The 20006-nt window shown below is 53.3% G+C and carries 20 protein-coding genes and 1 other annotated feature; of the genes, 17 read left to right on the top strand and 3 right to left on the bottom strand.

The features are described 5' to 3' along the window. Positions 1-49: 49 nt before the first annotated feature. A complete protein-coding gene (gene ghoS / locus ACFQW4_RS11095) occupies positions 50-340 on the bottom strand; it encodes a type V toxin-antitoxin system endoribonuclease antitoxin GhoS (RefSeq protein WP_377725314.1) in 291 nt (96 codons plus the stop codon). Between the two features lie 331 nt (positions 341-671). Between ghoS and ACFQW4_RS11090 the strand changes: the two genes are divergently transcribed. The 16 genes from ACFQW4_RS11090 to ACFQW4_RS11015 all read left to right on the top strand — a co-directional run bounded on the left by ACFQW4_RS11090 (position 672) and on the right by ACFQW4_RS11015 (position 15078). Continuing rightward, on the top strand, positions 672-1433 hold the full coding sequence (locus tag ACFQW4_RS11090; protein WP_101764576.1) for a YdiY family protein: 762 nt from the start codon (positions 672-674) through the stop codon (positions 1431-1433). Positions 1434-1679: 246 nt separating this feature from the next. Next, a complete protein-coding gene (thrS, locus tag ACFQW4_RS11085; protein ID WP_101764575.1) occupies positions 1680-3617 on the top strand; it encodes a threonine--tRNA ligase in 1938 nt (645 codons plus the stop codon). Beyond that, a complete protein-coding gene (gene infC / locus ACFQW4_RS11080) occupies positions 3613-4164 on the top strand; it encodes a translation initiation factor IF-3 (RefSeq protein ID WP_036621995.1) in 552 nt (183 codons plus the stop codon). Before thrS ends, infC begins: the two co-directional genes overlap by 5 nt. A gap of 99 nt (positions 4165-4263) precedes the next feature. Continuing rightward, a complete protein-coding gene (rpmI, locus tag ACFQW4_RS11075; protein WP_004157374.1) occupies positions 4264-4461 on the top strand; it encodes a 50S ribosomal protein L35 in 198 nt (65 codons plus the stop codon). A gap of 171 nt (positions 4462-4632) precedes the next feature. Next, a complete protein-coding gene (gene rplT / locus ACFQW4_RS11070) occupies positions 4633-4989 on the top strand; it encodes a 50S ribosomal protein L20 (protein WP_007892678.1) in 357 nt (118 codons plus the stop codon). Positions 4990-5105: 116 nt separating this feature from the next. Continuing rightward, positions 5106-5231, top strand: a sequence feature (Phe leader region). Continuing rightward, the gene (gene pheM / locus ACFQW4_RS11065; protein ID WP_106120997.1) at positions 5111-5155 is read left to right on the top strand and encodes a pheST operon leader peptide PheM; all 45 of its coding nucleotides are present in this window, start codon (positions 5111-5113) and stop codon (positions 5153-5155) included. (Overlaps the previous feature by 45 nt.) A gap of 71 nt (positions 5232-5302) precedes the next feature. Next, positions 5303-6286, top strand: a complete 984-nt coding sequence (gene pheS / locus ACFQW4_RS11060; protein ID WP_101764574.1) for a phenylalanine--tRNA ligase subunit alpha — start codon at positions 5303-5305, stop codon at positions 6284-6286. A gap of 14 nt (positions 6287-6300) precedes the next feature. Then, entirely contained in the window at positions 6301-8688 is a 2388-nt protein-coding gene (pheT, locus tag ACFQW4_RS11055; protein ID WP_377725308.1) for a phenylalanine--tRNA ligase subunit beta, read from the top strand. Positions 8689-8692: 4 nt separating this feature from the next. Then, positions 8693-8995 carry an integration host factor subunit alpha gene (gene ihfA, locus ACFQW4_RS11050; protein WP_007892687.1) on the top strand — a complete coding sequence of 101 codons (303 nt, stop codon included), beginning with the start codon at positions 8693-8695 and terminating at the stop codon, positions 8993-8995. Between the two features lie 190 nt (positions 8996-9185). Then, positions 9186-9548, top strand: a complete 363-nt coding sequence (locus ACFQW4_RS11045) for a DUF2502 domain-containing protein (protein WP_350261845.1) — start codon at positions 9186-9188, stop codon at positions 9546-9548. 90 nt (positions 9549-9638) lie between these two features. Further along, positions 9639-10622 carry a vitamin B12 ABC transporter permease BtuC gene (gene btuC, locus ACFQW4_RS11040; protein WP_377725305.1) on the top strand — a complete coding sequence of 328 codons (984 nt, stop codon included), beginning with the start codon at positions 9639-9641 and terminating at the stop codon, positions 10620-10622. Positions 10623-10661: 39 nt separating this feature from the next. After that, a complete protein-coding gene (locus tag ACFQW4_RS11035) occupies positions 10662-11207 on the top strand; it encodes a glutathione peroxidase (protein WP_110866017.1) in 546 nt (181 codons plus the stop codon). Next, positions 11208-11954: a vitamin B12 ABC transporter ATP-binding protein BtuD gene (gene btuD / locus ACFQW4_RS11030; protein ID WP_377725303.1), complete on the top strand. Its 747-nt coding sequence runs from the start codon at positions 11208-11210 to the stop codon at positions 11952-11954. 69 nt (positions 11955-12023) lie between these two features. Next, positions 12024-12482 carry an NlpC/P60 family protein gene (locus ACFQW4_RS11025; RefSeq protein WP_101764568.1) on the top strand — a complete coding sequence of 153 codons (459 nt, stop codon included), beginning with the start codon at positions 12024-12026 and terminating at the stop codon, positions 12480-12482. A gap of 314 nt (positions 12483-12796) precedes the next feature. Beyond that, positions 12797-13540 (top strand): EAL domain-containing protein, encoded by a 744-nt coding sequence (locus ACFQW4_RS11020; RefSeq protein ID WP_377725300.1) that lies wholly within the window; start codon positions 12797-12799, stop codon positions 13538-13540. 98 nt (positions 13541-13638) lie between these two features. After that, positions 13639-15078, top strand: coding sequence for a YdiU family protein (locus ACFQW4_RS11015; RefSeq protein ID WP_377725298.1), 1440 nt, complete (start codon positions 13639-13641; stop codon positions 15076-15078). Positions 15079-15085: 7 nt separating this feature from the next. Here the strand turns inward: ACFQW4_RS11015 and ACFQW4_RS11010 are convergent, their stop codons facing one another. Together ACFQW4_RS11010 and ACFQW4_RS11005 are read right to left on the bottom strand one after the other, a co-directional pair. Further along, entirely contained in the window at positions 15086-16132 is a 1047-nt protein-coding gene (locus ACFQW4_RS11010; protein WP_137385667.1) for a 3-deoxy-7-phosphoheptulonate synthase, read from the bottom strand. Between the two features lie 195 nt (positions 16133-16327). Beyond that, the gene (locus tag ACFQW4_RS11005) at positions 16328-17155 is read right to left on the bottom strand and encodes a pyruvate, water dikinase regulatory protein (RefSeq protein ID WP_222181894.1); all 828 of its coding nucleotides are present in this window, start codon (positions 17153-17155) and stop codon (positions 16328-16330) included. A gap of 449 nt (positions 17156-17604) precedes the next feature. Here ACFQW4_RS11005 and ppsA point away from each other — a divergent pair, with 449 nt between their 5' ends. Continuing rightward, positions 17605-19992, top strand: coding sequence for a phosphoenolpyruvate synthase (gene ppsA / locus ACFQW4_RS11000; protein ID WP_377725295.1), 2388 nt, complete (start codon positions 17605-17607; stop codon positions 19990-19992). Positions 19993-20006 lie beyond the last annotated feature (14 nt).

The following is a 20006-nucleotide window of genomic DNA, read 5'->3' as shown; positions in this document are numbered from 1 at the left end:
CGCGCAAAACCTGAGCAAACCTGGCGTCGATGCCGTTTTTTGCACTGCGTCAGGATTGTTGTTTCAGAAACGCCTCTAACGTGATGACGGTGACTTCAGGTTTATGATCGAGCGCGATTTGGGCATATCCCGCGGCTTGCTCTGCTATTTCATGCTCCTCTAACGCGCTGACAATGCCGAAGCTATTGGTGCCCAACTCATGTGGATGACCTTCATCATCGCTTAAGGTGGTGCTGTATCCGCCATTGATCATGGCGCTGTTCACTGACTGCACGTCGCTGAGTCCACTTTCCTGATATTTCAACGTGACAATGTAACGTTTGACATCATGGTCACTCATTATTCACCTCATTGTTATCGAACAGATTTCAGCGTAGACCAGCGCGCTGTATAGAGCGAATTTTAGCCAATTCATTAGTGAAAATAGCAGGTAAAGCTTTGTCAAAAGAGTTCAGAAAAATCTTGTGGCCTTCAGGCTGCTATTTGAGTATTTGCCCCCTATAATGCGCAGCGAAAATGGGAAAAGTCCCATTAAAAGAGCGGTCCAGCGGCTTTCCTGGTTTTTTATGCGGATACATACTTTTTTACAAAACTTACGGTAAATTGCATTGATTGGCCGGAGAAACGCTTCAGACTCTTCGTTTTTTAAACTGTCGTACGGATTACTTTTAATGAAAGCCTTTAACAAGCTGTCCGCTGTTTTATTGCTCTCTGCTGGAGCATTTTGTCACCAGGCCTTTGCAGATAACGCCGTTTTCACCTCCATGGATGACCCTGCAACGGCGAAAAAGCCGTTTGAAGGCAGCGCGTCAGCGGGTTACCTGGCTCAAACTGGAAACACCACCAGTTCTTCGCTGAGTGCGTCTACCAATATGACGTGGTATCAAACCAATACCGCATTGAGTCTATGGGGCAACGCCGCAAACAACTCCTCAAACGATGAGCGTTCATCTGAGACTTACAATATCGGTGGCCGTAGCCGCTATAACCTCAATAGCGCTGATTACCTGTTTGGCCAGGCAAGCTGGCTAAGCGACCGTTTCAACGGTTATGACTCACGCGATGTGCTGACCGCCGGTTACGGTCGTCAGATCCTCAGCGGCCCGGTTCACTCACTGCGTGCTGAATTCGGTCCGGGTGTGCGTTACGACGATTTCCATGATGGCGGCCATGAAACCAAAGCATTGGGTTATGGTGCAGTGAGCTATCAATGGCAGCTGACTGATACCACCAAATTTATCCAGGGTGTTTCTGTGCTGAGCAGCTTCGGTGAAGACACCACGCTGAACTCAGAAACCGCGCTGCAGGTGGCCATCAATGCCCATTTCGCGCTGAAGCTGGGCTACAACGTGACCTGGAACAATAATCCGCCAGAATCTGCGCCGGATCGTACCGATACCAAAACCACGATCCAGCTCTCATACTCAATGTAAGCGAGACGGATGTGAATCACCGCTGCCAGGCCTGTGCCTCGCAGCGGTTTTTTTTATTTCTCTTTAGCTTAGCGAATCTCTGCACGGGTTTTGATCGGCGGCGAAAGCTGCTATTATCATCGCCGCTTTACATTCCTGGCGTCATTCCGACAACGTGGGTCTGACATCACGCCGGGTTACACACTATGAAACTCATTTTTGCATGTAGGCTTTCGTGTGGCTTACCACTGCAATTAAGGATATGAAATGCCAGTAATTACTCTTCCTGATGGCAGCCAGCGCAGCTTTGACCGTCCGGTCAGCGTGATGGATATTGCGTTGGATATTGGACCGGGTTTGGCGAAAGCCTGCATCGCGGGTCGCGTGAATGGCGAATTGGTTGATGCGGTTGATCCGATCACCGAGGACGCTCAGGTCGCGATTATTACCGCTAAAGACGACGCCGGTTTAGAAATCATTCGTCACTCTTGCGCGCACCTGTTAGGGCATGCGATTAAGCAGCTGTGGCCAAACACCAAAATGGCGATCGGCCCGGTGATTGATAACGGTTTCTATTATGACGTTGACCTGGAACATACCTTAACCCAGGAAGATCTTGAGCTGCTGGAAAAGCGTATGCACCAGCTGGCTGAAACCAACTACGATGTGGTGAAGAAAAAGGTGAGCTGGCAGGAAGCACGTGACGTGTTTGCTGAGCGTGGCGAAAGCTACAAAACCACCATTCTTGACGAGAACATCAGCCACGACGATCGTCCTGGCCTGTATCAACATGAAGAATACATCGACATGTGCCGCGGTCCGCACGTGCCGAATATGCGTTTCTGCCATCACTTCAAACTGCAGAAAATCTCCGGGGCTTACTGGCGCGGCAACAGCGACAACAAAATGCTGCAGCGTATTTACGGTACGGCCTGGGCGGATAAAAAGCAGTTGGCTGCCTATCTGCAGCGTCTGGAAGAAGCGGCGAAGCGCGATCACCGTAAAATCGGTAAGCAGCTCGATCTCTACCACATGCAGGAAGAAGCACCGGGCATGGTGTTCTGGCACAATGACGGCTGGACCATCTTCCGCGAGCTGGAAGTGTTTGTGCGTACCAAGCTGAAAGAGTACGACTATCAGGAAGTGAAAGGTCCGTTCATGATGGACCGCGTGCTGTGGGAGAAAACCGGGCACTGGGAGAACTATAAAGAAGCCATGTTCACCACCTCTTCAGAGAACCGTGAATATTGCATCAAGCCGATGAACTGCCCAGGCCACGTTCAGATCTTTAATCAGGGTCTGAAATCCTACCGCGACCTGCCGCTGCGTATGGCGGAGTTTGGTAGCTGCCATCGTAACGAGCCATCAGGTGCCTTGCATGGTCTGATGCGCGTGCGCGGCTTTACCCAGGATGATGCTCACGTCTTCTGTACCGAAGATCAGGTACGTGATGAGGTGAACAGCTGTATCCGCATGGTATACGACATGTACAGCACCTTCGGTTTTGAAAAAATCGTGGTGAAGCTGTCGACCCGTCCGGAAAAACGTATCGGTACCGACGAAATGTGGGATCGTGCGGAAGTGGATTTGGCAGAAGCGCTGAAAGAGAATGATATTCCATTCGAATATCAGCCGGGAGAAGGTGCCTTCTACGGCCCTAAAATTGAGTTTACCCTGTACGATTGTCTCGACCGCGCCTGGCAGTGTGGTACCGTTCAGCTAGACTTCTCCCTGCCGAAGCGTCTGGACGCGACTTTTGTCGGCGAAAACAACGACCGTCAGACACCGGTAATGATCCATCGCGCAATTCTCGGTTCAATGGAGCGCTTTATCGGCATCCTGACCGAAGAATTCGCTGGATTCTTCCCGAGTTGGCTGGCGCCGGTGCAGGCTGTGGTGATGAATATCACCGACAGTCAGTCAGAATACGTCAGTGAATTGACGAAGAAATTGCAGAATGCTGGCATTCGTGTCAAAGCAGACTTGAGAAACGAGAAGATAGGCTTTAAAATCCGCGAGCACACATTACGTCGCGTCCCTTATATGCTGGTTTGCGGTGACAAAGAGGTGGAAGCAGGCAAAGTTGCCGTGCGCACCCGCCGTGGTAAAGACCTTGGGAGCATGGACGTAGATGTGTTTGTTGAGAAGCTGCAACAAGAGATTCGCAGCCGACATCTTCACCAATTAGAGGAAACAGGTTATTAAAGGCGGAAAACGAGTACAACCAACACGTCCGAACCGTATCAACGGCGAAATCCGTGCCACCGAAGTGCGCTTAACTGGCGTAGACGGCGAGCAACTTGGCATTGTCACCCTGCGTGAAGCCATTGAGAAAGCTGAAGAAGCCGGCGTAGATTTAGTTGAAATCAGCCCGAACGCCGAACCGCCGGTTTGCCGTATCATGGATTACGGCAAGTTCCTTTATGAAAAAAGCAAGTCTTCTAAGGAACAGAAGAAGAAGCAGAAAGTTATCCAGGTTAAGGAAATCAAATTCCGTCCTGGTACCGATGATGGCGACTATCAGGTCAAACTACGCAACCTGATTCGCTTTCTGGAAGAGGGTGATAAAGCCAAAATCACGCTGCGTTTCCGCGGTCGTGAGATGGCGCACCAGCAGATCGGTATGGAAGTGCTTAACCGCGTCCGTAAAGATCTGTGTGAAGACATGGATCTGGCGATTGTCGAATCCTTCCCTTCGAAGATCGAAGGTCGTCAGATGATCATGGTGCTCGCTCCTAAGAAGAAACAGTAGGCCTTCAAGTAATAATGCCGCGCAGCGCTTGCGTTGTGCGGATTTTTATTCGCCTGTCTGATTCATTTTATTAACAATGCGAAGTGGATATTTGTAAAAATGCCAAAGATTAAAACTGTACGTGGCGCCGCTAAGCGCTTCAAGAAGACCGCTTCTGGCGGCTTCAAGCGTAAGCACGCGAACCTGCGTCATATTCTGACTAAAAAGTCTACTAAGCGTAAACGTCACCTGCGTCCGAAAGGCATGGTGTCTAAAGGCGATCTGGGTCTGGTTATTGCCTGCCTGCCGTACGCATAAGTAAATTTTTTTTAGTTTAATTCCCCGAAAGATTTCGGGTTGCAGCAAGGCGGCAACTGAATGAATCCCTTAACTTACATCAGTAAGTGACTGGGATGAATGAAGACAGCCAACGCCGCTGCGGCACGAAAGATGAAGGGAAATCACAGAATATGATATAGGAGAGCTCACATGGCTCGCGTTAAACGTGGTGTAATTGCTCGCGCACGTCACAAGAAAATCTTAAAACAAGCTAAAGGCTACTATGGTGCACGTTCACGTGTATACCGCGTTGCCTTCCAGGCTGTTATCAAAGCTGGTCAGTATGCTTACCGTGACCGTCGTCAACGTAAGCGTCAGTTCCGTCAACTGTGGATCGCGCGTATCAACGCTGCGGCTCGTCAGAACGGTATCTCTTACAGCCGTTTCATCAATGGCCTGAAAAAAGCCTCTATTGAAATCGACCGTAAGATTCTGGCTGACATCGCTGTATTCGACAAAGTGACATTTACTGCACTTGTTGAAAAAGCAAAATCAGCTCTGGCGTAAGTCAGTTGAAAAAGGGAGCTTGCTCCCTTTTTTATTACCCGCAACTCACGCAAAAGATTGACATTTTGGCCGCTGCGCATTTCAATAGTGCGGTTTCTAAATATGACAAGGTAACGCAAGCATGAATGCTGCTATTTTCCGTTTCTTTTTTTACTTTAGCGCCTGAACATCAGGGGCTTTTGCGCATAAGAAAAGAAACGAAAAATCGCGCTGAAAGCCTCCCTCGTGGAGGCTTTTTTGTTTCTGGCGACACTTAATCGGATCATCTGATCCCAATGAGAACTGACCAGCCCGGCTGGAAGAAGAGGAAATCATGTCCCAACTCGCAGACCTGGTGGCTCGTGCCACGGCCGCCATCGACGAGGCGGCGGATATCGCTGCTCTGGACGCCGTGCGCGTCGAATTTCTGGGTAAGAAAGGGCATCTGACGCTGCAAATGACCACCCTGCGTGAACTGCCGGCAGAAGAGCGCCCGGCTGCGGGTGCGGTCATCAACGAGGCCAAACAGCAAGTGCAGGACCGCCTTACCGCGCGCAAAGAGACGCTGGAAAGTGCGGAGCTGAATGCGCGTCTGGCTGCGGAAACCATCGACGTGTCGCTGCCTGGCCGCCGCGTTGAGAATGGCGGCTTGCATCCGGTGACCCGCACTATCGATCGTATCGAAACCTTCTTCGGCGAACTGGGTTTCGCGGTGGTAACAGGTCCGGAAATCGAAGACGACTACCACAATTTTGATGCGCTCAACATTCCCGGCCATCACCCGGCGCGTGCCGATCACGACACTTTCTGGTTTGATGCCACGCGTCTGCTGCGCACCCAAACTTCAGGCGTGCAGATCCGTACCATGAAAAACCAGCAGCCGCCAATCCGCATCATCGCGCCAGGCCGTGTTTATCGTAACGATTACGATCAGACGCACACGCCAATGTTCCACCAGATGGAAGGTTTGATTGTCGATAAAGACATCAGCTTTACCAACCTGAAAGGCACACTGCACGATTTCCTCAACAACTTCTTCGAAGAGAATCTGCAAATTCGCTTCCGTCCTTCTTACTTCCCGTTCACCGAACCGTCCGCAGAAGTGGACGTGATGGGTAAAAACGGCAAGTGGTTGGAAGTGCTGGGTTGCGGCATGGTGCACCCGAACGTATTGCGCAATGTTGGCATCGATCCGGAAATTTATTCGGGTTTTGCGTTTGGCATGGGCATGGAGCGTCTCACCATGCTGCGCTACGGTGTGACCGATCTGCGCGCCTTCTTCGAAAATGATTTACGTTTCCTCAAACAATTTAAATAAGGGCAGGTTATCCAATGAAATTCAGTGAACTCTGGTTACGCGAATGGGTAAATCCAGCCCTGGACAGCGCTGCGCTGTCTGAGCAAATCACCATGGCCGGCCTTGAAGTGGACGGCGTGGATCCGGTTGCCGGTGCGTTCCACGGTGTCGTGGTGGGTGAAGTGGTTGAGTGCGGCCAGCATCCGAACGCCGACAAACTGCGCGTCACCAAAATCAACGTCGGTGGCGATCGCCTGTTGGATATCGTCTGCGGCGCGCCAAACTGCCGTCAGGGCCTGAAAGTGGCGGTGGCGACCGTTGGCGCTGTGCTGCCGGGCGATTTCAAAATCAAAGCAGCAAAACTGCGTGGCGAGCCGTCTGAAGGCATGCTGTGCTCCTTCTCTGAGCTGGGTATTTCCGACGATCACAATGGCATCATTGAGCTGCCAGCCGATGCGCCAATTGGCACCGACATCCGCAGCTATCTGCAGCTGGATGACAACACCATTGAAATCAGCGTCACGCCAAACCGCGCCGATTGCCTGGGCATCATCGGGATTGCGCGTGATGTAGCAGTTTTGAACGGTTTGCCGCTGACGGCTCCCGCAATTGAGCCGGTAAAAGCCACCATCAACGATACCTTCCCGATTCGCGTTGATGCCACCGCCGCTTGCCCGCGCTACCTTGGCCGCGTGGTGAAAGGTGTCAACGTCAAAGCCGATACGCCATTGTGGATGCGTGAGAAGCTGCGTCGTTGCGGTATTCGCTCAATCGATCCGGTGGTCGATATCACCAACTTTGTACTGCTGGAGCTTGGTCAGCCGATGCATGCCTTCGATCTCGACCGCATCGACGGCGGCATCGTGGTGCGTATGGCAGAAGAGGGCGAAGTGCTGACGCTGCTGGATGGTACCGAAGCTAAACTCAGCAGCGACACGCTGGTGATTACCGATCACCACAAAGCGCTGGCGATGGGCGGCATCTTTGGTGGCGAGCATTCCGGTGTCAATGAAGAGACGCAAAATGTGCTGTTCGAATGCGCCTACTTTGATCCGCTGGCGATCACCGGCCGCGCTCGCCGTCAGGGCCTGCATACCGACGCGTCACATCGTTACGAGCGTGGCGTCGATCCAGCGTTGCAGCACAAAGCGATTGAACGCGCGACGCAACTGTTGCTCGACATCTGTGGCGGCGAAGCGGGCCCGGTCATCGACCAAACTGACGCGAGCGCGCTGCCGCCACGCGCCACCATCACGCTGCGCCGTGAAAAGCTCGATCGCCTGATTGGCCATGTGATTGCTGACGAACAGGTTACTGACATCCTGACGCGTTTGGGTTGCGAAGTGAAAGTGAGTGCAGGTGAGTGGCAAGCCGTTGCGCCAAGCTGGCGTTTCGATATGGCTATCGAAGAAGATCTGGTCGAAGAAGTGGCGCGCGTTTACGGCTACAACAACATCCCTGATGTGCCGGTGAAAGCCAGCCTGATCATGACGCAGCATCGTGAAGCCGACCTGTCGCTGAAGCGTGCGAAAAATCTGTTGGTAGATAAAGGTTATCAGGAAGCGATTACCTACAGCTTCGTTGATCCCAAACTGCAGCAGTTGCTGCATCCGGGCGAAGAGGCGCTGATCCTGCCCAGCCCAATCTCCAGCGATATGTCGGCAATGCGCCTGTCGCTGTGGACCGGTTTGCTGGGCGCGGTGGTGTATAACCAAAACCGTCAGCAGGGCCGCGTACGCCTGTTTGAAAGCGGTTTACGCTTTGTTCCTGATACACAGGCCGATCTGGGTATCCGCCAGGATCTTATGCTGGCCGGCGTTTTAAGCGGCAATCGCTATGAAGAGCATTGGGATCTGGCGCGTCAGACGGTTGACTTCTATGATTTGAAAGGCGATTTAGAATCGCTGCTGGATTTGACCGGTAAACTTGATGAGATTTCCTTCCGTGCGGAAGCCAATCCGGCGCTGCATCCAGGACAAAGCGCCGCAATTTATTTACGCGGCGAACGAATCGGATTTATCGGGGTGGTTCATCCAGAGCTGGAACGTAAGCTGGATCTGAATGGTCGCACCTTAGTGTTTGAACTGCTTTGGAATAAGGTCGCAGACCGCGTCCTGCCTGATGCGCGCGAGATTTCTCGCTTCCCGGCAAACCGTCGTGATATCGCCGTTGTGGTGGCTGAAAATGTGCCTGCAGCAGATATCATTGCGGAGTGTAAGAAAGTTGGCGTAAATCAGGTAGTTGGCGTAAACTTGTTTGACGTGTACCGTGGTAAGGGCGTAAACGAAGGTGAAAAGAGCCTAGCGATTAGCCTGATTTTGCAGGATACCAGCCGGACACTCGAAGAAGAGGAGATTGCCGCGACCGTTGCCAAATGCGTTGCGGCATTAAAAGAGCGATTCCAGGCAACCTTGAGGGATTGAACCTATGGCGCTTACAAAAGCTGAAATGTCAGAGTACCTGTTTGAAAAACTCGGGTTGAGCAAACGCGATGCCAAAGAGTTGGTAGAACTTTTTTTTGAAGAGGTTCGCCGCGCGTTGGAAAACGGAGAACAGGTAAAACTGTCCGGATTTGGTAATTTTGATCTGCGTGACAAAAACCAGCGTCCGGGCCGTAACCCGAAGACGGGGGAAGATATTCCTATCACCGCGCGCCGAGTGGTGACATTCCGTCCGGGACAGAAGTTGAAAAGTCGCGTCGAGAACGCGACACCCAAGGATGCTGACTAATTTCAGTACGACAAAAAGGCCGCTTAGCGGCCTTTTTTTTGTCTTAAATCTGGCCGCTCCTCACGATTTATTCACGATGTAAGGATTTAGTAAGTATCCGGAAAATAGGGCGAAAATCGGCCCTCACCGATAGTGACGGCATCAACACTTTTGTTATAAAAGCGCCATCACAGAGCAAAAGGTTCGAATAATGAAAAAGACAGCAATTTTATTAAGTGTCTTGTTAGGCATGCCGCTGCTGGCTAGCGCCAATGTTTCCGTCAGCATCAACACGCCGGGCGTTTCGGTGCATATCGGCGATCAGGATAAACGTGGCTACTATTGGGATGGCTACGACTGGCGCGCGCCAACGTGGTGGAAACAGCACCACAACCAGCGCATTGGCACCAAAGGTCCGCACGGTTATTGGAACGGTAACGGCTGGCAGGCGCAGCATCCGGGTAATGGACCGCACCGCGACGACAAACGTCAGCCGCAACCGCAGCATCACGACCAGCGTGACAATCAGCAGAAGCGTGATAATCACGGTCAGCCGCTCCCTCCGCATCAGTAAGGCTTCTCCAGCGGCGCCTCCACAGCGCCGCTTTCTTTTTGCTGTAATCCCACTACAATCAAATCTCTGTTTTCTCAGCCAATCTTATCTATGACTCTGCTGGATCAGCTTGCTTCCCAGGCAAATCGCCGCAGCCAGCGCTGGCTCATCGCACTCATTGCGCTGCTATTACTGCTCATCGGGCTTAGCCTGTGTGCCGGCGACAGCTGGATCTCCCCCACACATTGGTTTTCGGCGGAAGGCGATCTGTTCGTCTGGCAGCTGCGCATGCCGCGCACGCTGGCGGTGCTGCTGGTGGGTGCGGCGCTGGCGGTGTGCGGCGTGGTAATGCAGGCGCTGTTCAACAATCCGCTGGCGGAACCCGGCTTACTTGGCGTGTCTAATGGGGCGGGGATTGGTCTGGTATTAGGCGTGATGCTCGGTAACGGTTCGCTATGGAGCTTAGCGCTGGCGGCCATGGCCGGTGCGCTGCTGATCACGCTGATGCTGCTGCACTTCGCTCACAAACAACTCTCAGTGAGCCGCTTACTGCTGACCGGCGTAGCGCTTGGCATTATCTGTAGCGCCATCATGACGTGGGCAGTGTACTTTAGCACCAGCCTCGATCTGCGTCAGCTGATGTACTGGATGATGGGCGGCTTTAGCGGCATCGACTGGCGCTATGGCTGGATGATGTTGGCGCTGCTGCCGGTAACGCTGCTGCTGATCGCCACCGCACGCACGTTGAATTTGCTGGCGCTGGGCGAAACCTCGGCACGTCAGCTCGGATTACCGCTGCTGCTGTGGCGCAACCTGCTGGTGCTGGCGATGGGCTGGCTGGTGGGCGTGAGCGTAGCGATGGCGGGTGCGATCGGTTTTATTGGTCTGGTTATCCCGCATCTATTGCGTCTCAGCGGTTTTAGCGATCATCGTTATTTGTTGCCTGCGGCGGCGTTAGCCGGTGCCGCAGTGCTGCTTGGCGCGGATATTATTGCGCGGCTGGTGCTAACCTCCGCCGAACTGCCGATTGGCGTGGTAACGGCCACGCTCGGCGCGCCGCTGTTTATCATGCTATTAGTGAAGTCTTCGCGCTAGCTTTGGCTGGCAACGTGTTATCAACAACAGGAATCGACGATGAGCATTTATCAGACAGAACTGGTTACGCTGGACGGTGAAAAAACCACGCTGGCGGCCTATGAGGGCAAGGTGCTACTGGTAGTCAATGTGGCATCCAAATGTGGCCTGACGGCGCAGTATGAGCAGTTAGAATCGCTGCAGAAAGCCTGGCAGGATAAGCCGTTCAGCGTGCTTGGCTTCCCATGCAATCAGTTCCTCGAGCAAGAGCCGGGCAGTAACGAAGAGATCAAAACCTTTTGCAGCACCACTTACGGCGTCACTTTCCCGATGTTCGATAAAACCGATGTCAACGGCGAGCATCGTCACCCTCTCTATGCGCAGCTGACGGCGGCGCAGCCGGTGGCGCAACGCCCGGAAGGCAGCGGTTTTCTCGAACGCATGGAGAGCAAAGGGCGCGCGCCGAAAGCGCCAGGCGATATCCTGTGGAACTTCGAAAAATTCCTAATTAATAAGCAGGGCAAAGTCATTGCGCGCTTCTCACCGGATATGACGCCAGACGATCCCATCATCCTGAAAAGTGTAGAGCAGGCGCTGGCCGAATAAATGCTATTGCAGTGTCAGGGAGTCAGCGTCACAGGGCGGCTGGCTCCCGTTGAACTTAGCGTTAACGCCGGTGAGTTAGTGCATCTGGTGGGGCCGAACGGCGCTGGCAAAAGTACCTTGCTCAACGCGCTGTCCGGTTTGTTGCCGAGTCAGGGCAGCATTCTGCTGGATGGCGCGCCGCTGTCCACGTTAAACGGTGCGGCATTGGCCCCGCTGCGCGGCTGGCTGCCGCAACAGCAGATGGCGCCGGGACAAATGCCGGTGTGGCATTACTTACGCATGCATGTCACCACACAAACGGCGGAAACAGACTGCGTCTTACAAGAGGTGCTCGCGCAGTTAGCGCTGCAGGACAAACTGACGCGCAGTCTTACGCAGCTTTCTGGTGGCGAATGGCAACGCGTGCGGTTGGCTGCCGTGGTGTTGCAGGTTCATCCGGCGATCAATCCACGCGGCAAACTGCTGCTACTGGATGAGCCGATGAGTGCACTCGACGTGGCGCAGCAACGTGCGGTCGATAAGCTGCTGGCCGAACTGTGTTACAGCGGTCTGGCGATTGTTGCCAGCGGGCACGACCTCAACCACAGCCTGCGCCATGCCGATCGCGTGTGGTTAATGCATCAAGGCGCGGTTGTCCGTCAGGGCAGGGCCAGCGAGGTGCTGACCGCTGCGCATTTAGCGCCGCTTTACCAAACCCCGTTTGAACAAATTGATACCGCACAAGGCCCGCTGCTGTTTATTCCCTGACAGAGGATTGCGTGCCGTGGCGCTTTGCCGCTACAGTGTCTGCCGGACAAGGGAGAGAGGGAAAGGCGGATGCGGCTGACAATTTTGATTTTGGCACTGTTGCTGGCGGGCTGTAGCCATCATGCACCGCCGCCGAATGGCCGTTTGTCTGACTCTATCACCGTGATTGCCCAACTCAACGATCAGCTGAGCCGCTGGCGGGGAACGCCGTATCGCTATGGCGGATTAAGCCGCGGTGGCGTGGATTGTTCCGGCTTCGTCTATCTCACCTTCCGCGATAAATTCGATATGCAGCTGCCACGCTCGACCATTGATCAAACTGACATTGGTACGCGCATCGACAAAGGCGATCTACTGCCTGGCGATCTGGTGTTTTTCAAAACTGGCAGTGGAGAAAACGGTTTGCACGTCGGTATTTACGATACCGACAACACCTTTATTCACGCCTCGACCAGCCAGGGTGTGATCCGCTCGTCGCTGGATAATGTTTACTGGCGTAAAGTATTTTGGCAGGCGCGTCGCATCTAAATAGCGTTGTTATCGCTTAATAAAGACGCGAAAAAAGAAAGGGTATTTCACCCTGAATTAAATCTGAATTCTGCCGATATTTAACTATCATTTAAAATGGCACTTTACCCGTTATCGATTTAATACTAATAATAAAGCTAAATTTATTTAATTGGTATGGACATTAACCCCGGCTTATTTGGCTTAAGTATTATTTGCGGCTTAAATCAGCGTAATAAGACCTAAAACGGCACCTCTTCAAACGTTTGGTCCTATTGCCTGGTAGAATTCGTTGATATACGATGCGCCAATTGCCATTGCTTCTGGCTTGAAAAATGAAAGTCCATTTGTCTGCCGACTATCAGTCGGAAACCTGGTTTTATCCAGTTTACTCTCTGGCGGGCCAGCTGACTGCGGTCGAGCTGGTGACGCAATTTGTCCACGACAGCGCACCTATTACGCTGCCGCAGGATTTGCTGTTGCCGCAATTGGACGATGCGCAGCAATTACGTTTGCTGCAGAGCCAGCTTTCATTGCTGGAAAAGTACCGCGACTTTTTTGAGATTAATCAAATTACCGCGTTGGTACGTATTGATGATTCTATGGCCAATACACTTTTAGCCAGTGAACTTCTGTTAAGGAAATTCCGACAAATCCCTTTTATTGTTTTAGATATCAGCGAAACGTTTCCGCAATTATCTTTGGGTAAATCCCATCCATTGCTCGCAGCATTACAAAGTGAATTTCGTTTATCGCTTTCACAATTTGGCGCAGGAAAAGCACCGGCAACCGCGGTGTACGATAATCTGTTTAGCGTGTTAAAACTGGATAAAGCCTTTATTCACAACCTGGCCAAGCGAGCCTCGTTTACGCCTTTTATTCAGACAGTTATCAATAATTTTTCCGATTTTGCGGACCAGATCATTATTTGTGGTATTGACGATAACCACATGATGGAAAAGATGACTACGTTGAGTGGTGCGCAGCTACAGGGCAGCCTGTTCCCGGTGGTGAAAGCTGAACGTCTTAACGATCTCATCTATTCCGACCTGAATTTACACACGCCTTCGCAGCAGTAACCCTTTCGCCTGTCTTCCGCGCCGCGTCGGCGTTACACTCTCTGTTATCTTATAACTCATTGCGGGTGCCTGATTTAAGCGCACCTTCCGGAGTGTCGATGCAATTTACCAATAGCTGGCAGCAAGAATTACCCGGATTCTACACCGCGCTGGACCCAACGCCATTAGCGGGTGGACGGCTGTTTTATCACAACGCCCCGCTGGCACAAGAGATGGGTTTAGACGATGCGCTGTTCGCCGGCAACGGGCATGGCGTGTGGTCAGGACGCGAAATGCTGCCCGGCATGTCGCCGCTGGCGCAGGTTTATAGTGGCCATCAGTTTGGCGTCTGGGCCGGACAGCTGGGCGATGGGCGCGGCATTCTGCTGGGTGAACAGCAGCTGGCCAACGGTCGCAAGCTCGACTGGCACTTAAAAGGGGCCGGATTAACGCCCTATTCGCGCATGGGCGACGGTCGCGCGGTGATCCGCTCCAGCGTACGCGAATTCCTCGCGTCTGAAGCGCTGCACCATCTGGGCATTCCCACCACGCGCGCGCTGGCGTTAGCCATTGGCGATGAGCCGGTGCTACGCGAAACCCAGGAACGCGGTGCGATGCTGATGCGCATTGCCGACAGCCATCTGCGTTTCGGTCATTTTGAGCATTTCTATTACGGCGGTGAACAAGACAAAGTGCGCCAGCTGGCGGATTACGCCATTCGCCATCACTGGCCGCAGCTCAAGGATGAAGCGGGTCGTTACCTGCTGTGGTTCACCGATATCGTTAAACGCACCGCCAGCCTGATCGCCCATTGGCAGAGCGTTGGCTTTGCGCACGGCGTGATGAACACCGATAACATGTCGATTCTGGGCTTAACGCTGGATTACGGCCCTTACGGTTTCCTCGACGACTATCAGCCGGATTACATCTGCAATCACAGTGACTATCAGGGCCGCTACGCTTTCGAAAATCAGCCGATGATTGGCTTGTGGAACCTTAATCGCCTGGCGCATGCCTTGTCGGGCTTGATGACCACCGAGCAGCTTAAGCAGGCGCTGGGTCATTATGAAGGTGAGCTGATGCGCGTTTGGGGGGAGAAAATGCGTGCCAAACTCGGATTGCTGACGGCGGATGCCAATGACAACACGCTTCTGACCGGCTTGCTGTCGATGATGACGGCGGAACACAGTGATTACACGCTGACCTTCCGCATGCTGAGCAACACGCAGCAAGATGAAAGCCGTTCGCCGTTGCGTGATGAGTTTATTGATCGTGAGGCCTTTGATCGCTGGTACAGCGATTATCGCCAGCGTTTGTTGCAAGACCACGCCAGCGATGCGCAGCGTCAGGCGGTGATGAAGGCGGCGAATCCGGCGCTGGTGTTACGCAACTATCTGGCACAGCAGGTGATTGAAGAGGTCGAGAACGGCGAGACCACGGCGTTAGCGAAGCTGCATAGCGCGTTACAGCAACCGTTTAGCGATGTAGCCGTCAGCGCAGAGTTGCGCCAACGGCCACCAGAGTGGGGCAAAACGCTGGAAGTGAGCTGTTCCAGCTAGATCAGCATTAAAAACGGCTGTCGACCGCGGCAGCCAGTTTTGCCAGCACCTCGGCGCTGTCTTCCCAGCCGAGGCACGGATCGGTGATTGACTGACCATAGGTCAGCGCCGCACCGCTCACCACTTTCTGATTCCCTTCCTGCAGGAAACTCTCGATCATCACGCCCGCAACCGCGCGCGATCCGGCACGGATTTGCGCCGCCACATCATCGGCAACGTCACGCTGGCGACCGTGCTGCTTCAGGCAGTTGCCGTGGCTGAAGTCGATCACCAATTGCTCCGGCAGATTGAAGTCGCGCAGATTGGCCGCTGCCGCCGCCACATCTTCGGCGTGATAGTTCGGCTGTCGACCGCCGCGCAGGATCACGTGACCATGCGGATTACCGCTGGTTTGATAGATGGTCATCTGACCGTTTTTATCCGGTGACAGGAACATGTGGCTGGCACGCGCGGCGCGAATCGCATCGACCGCAATTTGCACGTTGCCGTCGGTGCCGTTTTTGAAACCGACCGGACAGGAGAGCGCTGACGCCATTTCACGATGAATCTGGCTTTCGGTGGTACGCGCGCCAATCGCGCCCCAGCTGATCAGGTCGGCAATAAACTGGCCGATCACCATATCGAGGAATTCAGTGGCGGTTGGCAAGCCCAGCGCGTTGATATCCAGCAGCAGTTTGCGCGCAATGGCGATGCCGCGGTTTACATCGTAGCTGCCATCCAGATCGGGATCGGAGATCAGGCCTTTCCAGCCAATCACGGTGCGCGGTTTTTCGAAATAGGCACGCATCACGATTTCCAGACGATCTTTATGGCGCTCACGCAGCACGTTCAGACGTTCAGCATACTCAATCGCCGCTTTAGGATCGTGCAGCGAGCAAGGGCCAATAATCACCAGCAGACGCGGATCTTCACCGGTCAGAATGCGTGCGATGCGCTGGCGGGAAGCGGTGACGTTGGCGGCAATCTCTGCCGAAATAGGGTGTTCATGCGCGAGCGCAGCCGGAGTCAGTAGGCTACCGATGCGCGCGGTACGCAGTTCATCAGTCTTGTTCATTGAGATTCTCAAAAATTTGTTCTTCGCAGCGGTGAAATACCGGGAAGTGATGGTGATCACAATAAACTAATAGCCTGCGAATTCAACCTGCTAAAAACAAAGGTCTTAAAACCAGACGGAAGCCAGACTTTACGATTGCAATACAGGCCCGGTATGTGGCGGGAGGTCGCCATTTATGGCGACCGGCAGAGAAACCTAATACATGCTGCGGCTCAGACCCATGATATCGAGGATTTTGGTGGCGATCTCTTCCACCGAATAGTTGGTGCTGTTGAGATAACGAATCTGGTTGGTACGGAACAGCGCTTCCACTTCGCCTACTTCGAGACGGCACTGGCGCAACGAAGCGTAGCGGGTATTTTCCGCGCGCTCCTGGCGAATCGCCGCCAGGCGTTCCGGGTCGATGGTTAAACCAAACAACTTATGCTGATGTGCACGCAGCGCCGGCGGCAGTTTCAGGTTATCCATATCATCGGCGATAAACGGATAGTTAGCGGCACGCACGCCAAACTGCATTGCCAGATATAAGCTGGTGGGCGTCTTCCCGCAGCGAGACACGCCGAGCAGAATCACCTGCGCATCTTCGAGGCCGCGCAGGGAAATGCCATCATCATGCGCAAGGGTGTAATCAATGGCGGCGATGCGCGCGTCATATTTGCCGAGGTTGCTGGCGGTCAAACCGTGCGTGCGGTGCGCCACCGGCATTGACGCCACGCCGAGCTCGCTCTGCAACGGCGCTACCAGCGCCTGCACGATGTCCTGACAAAAGCCTTCGCTTTCGAGAATAATTTCACGGACGTCGGGTGTGACGATGGAGAAGAACACCAGCGGGCGCACGCCGCTCTGCTGGTAGAGCGCGTTGATCTGCGCTTTAACCGCCTGAGCGCGTTGCACATTCTCGACAAATGGCAGCGTCACGGTGTGGGTCATCACCGGGAACTGGGACAACACCGCATGGCCCAGCACTTCGGCGGTAATGGCGGTGCCATCAGAGATGTAGAATACGCTGCGTTCAGTGTTCATAGTGCAAATATCCTCTTGCGTAGCAATGCCCAAATTATCGATGACAACATTTCATTTTAAATAATAATAAAATGAAATATCCATATTGTCCGCTATTGCGCTCACAAAGATGAATCAGTGAATAATCAATATTAGATGAAATGCTGTTTTGAAAAGCATTATTTTCGCGCATTTTCCTTTTCGCGCATGAAATAAAGTGTGAGGGCGTTGCGCAACAAAAATCTATCGCTAACCCTCTGAAAAGGGGAAAAATATCGCTACAGCAATCTATTAGCGTGAAATAGGGCGGTTGCGCAACACAATTAATTCTAAGTACTAATCCGATTTTGTCTTTCTTTTCCTGCTTTAACGATTCAACACTTAGTCTTTATTAATCGGTTGTGCCAGGCTGGTTTGGCGAATAGCAAAATGTTCCATGTGTATTCACATCATTTAAAAGGATAATCTCAATGTCCAATCAAGACCAACAGTCGCTAGTGCTCTGGTACAACCAGCTTGGCATGCATGATGTTGATCGGGTGGGAGGCAAGAATGCTTCCCTTGGAGAAATGATTACGAATTTGTCGTCGCTGGGTGTTTCCGTACCAAACGGTTATGCGACCACATCTTACGCGTTTAATCTGTTCCTCGATCAAAGCGGACTGAACCAGCGGATCTATGATTTGCTGGATAAAACGGATGTTGATGATGTTGCTGAGCTCGCGCAAGCGGGTAAACAGATTCGTCAATGGGTGATCGACACGCCATTCCAGCCTGAACTGGAAGCGGCAATTCGTAGCGCCTACGAACAACTCTCTGCTGATGATGCCGACGCCTCCTTTGCGGTGCGCTCGTCAGCCACCGCCGAGGATATGCCCGACGCCTCGTTTGCCGGCCAGCAGGAGACTTTCCTTAACGTGCAGGGTTATGACGCGGTCATCATCGCGGTGAAGCACGTTTATGCCTCCTTATTTAACGATCGTGCCATCTCCTACCGTGTGCATCAGGGCTACGACCATCGCGGCGTGGCGCTCTCGGCCGGTATTCAGCGCATGGTGCGATCGGACCTCGCTTCGTCGGGCGTGATGTTTACCATTGATACCGAATCGGGCTTTGATCAGGTGGTGTTTATCACGTCTGCCTTTGGTTTGGGCGAAATGGTGGTGCAGGGCGCGGTGAACCCCGACGAGTTCTACGTGCACAAACCAACGCTGGCCGCCAATCGTCCGGCGATTGTGCGCCGCACCATGGGCTCAAAAAAGCTGCGCATGGTGTATGCGGATTCGCAGGAGCATGGCGAGCAGGTGCGGATTGAAGATGTCGAGCAGGAACAGCGCGATCGCTTCAGCTTAACCGATGACGAAGTGCAGGCGCTGGCGCGACAGGCGGTGCTGATTGAGCAGCACTACAAACGCCCAATGGACATTGAATGGGCGAAAGATGGCCACACCGGCAAACTGTTCATCGTGCAGGCGCGTCCGGAAACGGTGCGCTCCAACGGTCAGGTGATGGAACGTTATACGCTGCAGGGCAAAGGCAACGTGGTGGTCGAAGGCCGCGCCATTGGTCATCGCATCGGCGCCGGTGAAGTCAAAGTCATCCACGACATCAGCGAGATGCATCGCATTGAAAAAGGCGATGTGCTGGTAACCGACATGACCGATCCCGATTGGGAACCGATCATGAAGAAAGCCTCAGCCATCGTCACCAATCGCGGCGGTCGTACTTGCCACGCAGCGATCATCGCGCGTGAGCTGGGCATTCCAGCGGTAGTGGGGTGTGGCGATGCCACCGATCACCTGAAAGATGGCCATAAAGTCACGGTTTCCTGCGCCGAAGGTGATACCGGTTATGTCTATGACCAACTGCTGGACTTCGAAGTTACCAGCTCGCAGGTCGATACCATGCCGGAACTGCCGCTGAAGATCATGATGAACATCGGTAATCCGGATCGTGCGTTCGATTTCGCCTGCTTGCCGAACGAAGGTGTTGGCCTGGCGCGTCTTGAGTTTATTATCAACCGTATGATTGGCGTGCATCCCAAAGCGTTGCTGGAGTTTGATCAGCAAACGCCGGAATTGCAGCAGCAGATTCGTCAGATGATGAAAGGCTTTGATGACCCGATTGAGTTCTACATCGGCCGTCTAACCGAAGGGATTGCGACGCTGGGTGCCGCATTTGCGCCGAAACGGGTGATTGTTCGTCTTTCCGATTTCAAAACCAACGAATACGCCAACCTGGTGGGTGGCGAGCGTTATGAGCCGGAAGAAGAGAACCCGATGCTCGGTTTCCGTGGCGCCGGTCGCTACGTTGCTGACAACTTCCGCGACTGCTTCAAGCTGGAGTGCGAAGCGGTGAAGCGCGTGCGTAACGAAATGGGGCTGACCAACGTTGAAATCATGATTCCGTTCGTGCGTACCGTCGATCAAGCCGAAGCGGTGGTCGCCGAGCTGGCGAAAAACGGTCTGAAGCGCGGCGAGAATGGCCTGAAAGTGATCATGATGTGTGAGATCCCGTCCAACGCCTTGCTGGCTGAGCAGTTCCTCGAGCACTTCGATGGCTTCTCCATCGGCTCTAACGACATGACACAGCTGGCTCTGGGCCTCGATCGTGACTCTGGCGTGGTGTCCGCGCTGTTTGATGAACGTAATGATGCCGTGAAAGCGCTGTTATCGATGTCGATCAAAGCGGCGAAAAAACAGGGCAAATACGTCGGTATTTGTGGTCAGGGACCGTCGGATCATCAGGACTTTGCGGCATGGTTAATGGAGCAGGGCATTGATAGCCTGTCGCTTAATCCGGATACCGTGGTTGAAACCTGGTTGAGTTTGGCAGAGCTGAACGCTTCCAAACATTAACCAGGCGGTAATTT

This window comes from Pantoea sp. GCM10028869 (genome assembly GCF_042666835.1).
GTDB lineage: Bacteria > Pseudomonadota > Gammaproteobacteria > Enterobacterales > Enterobacteriaceae > Pantoea > Pantoea leporis.
Note: the sequence above shows the minus strand (reverse complement) of the source record. Positions and strands in the feature narration are given on the sequence as shown.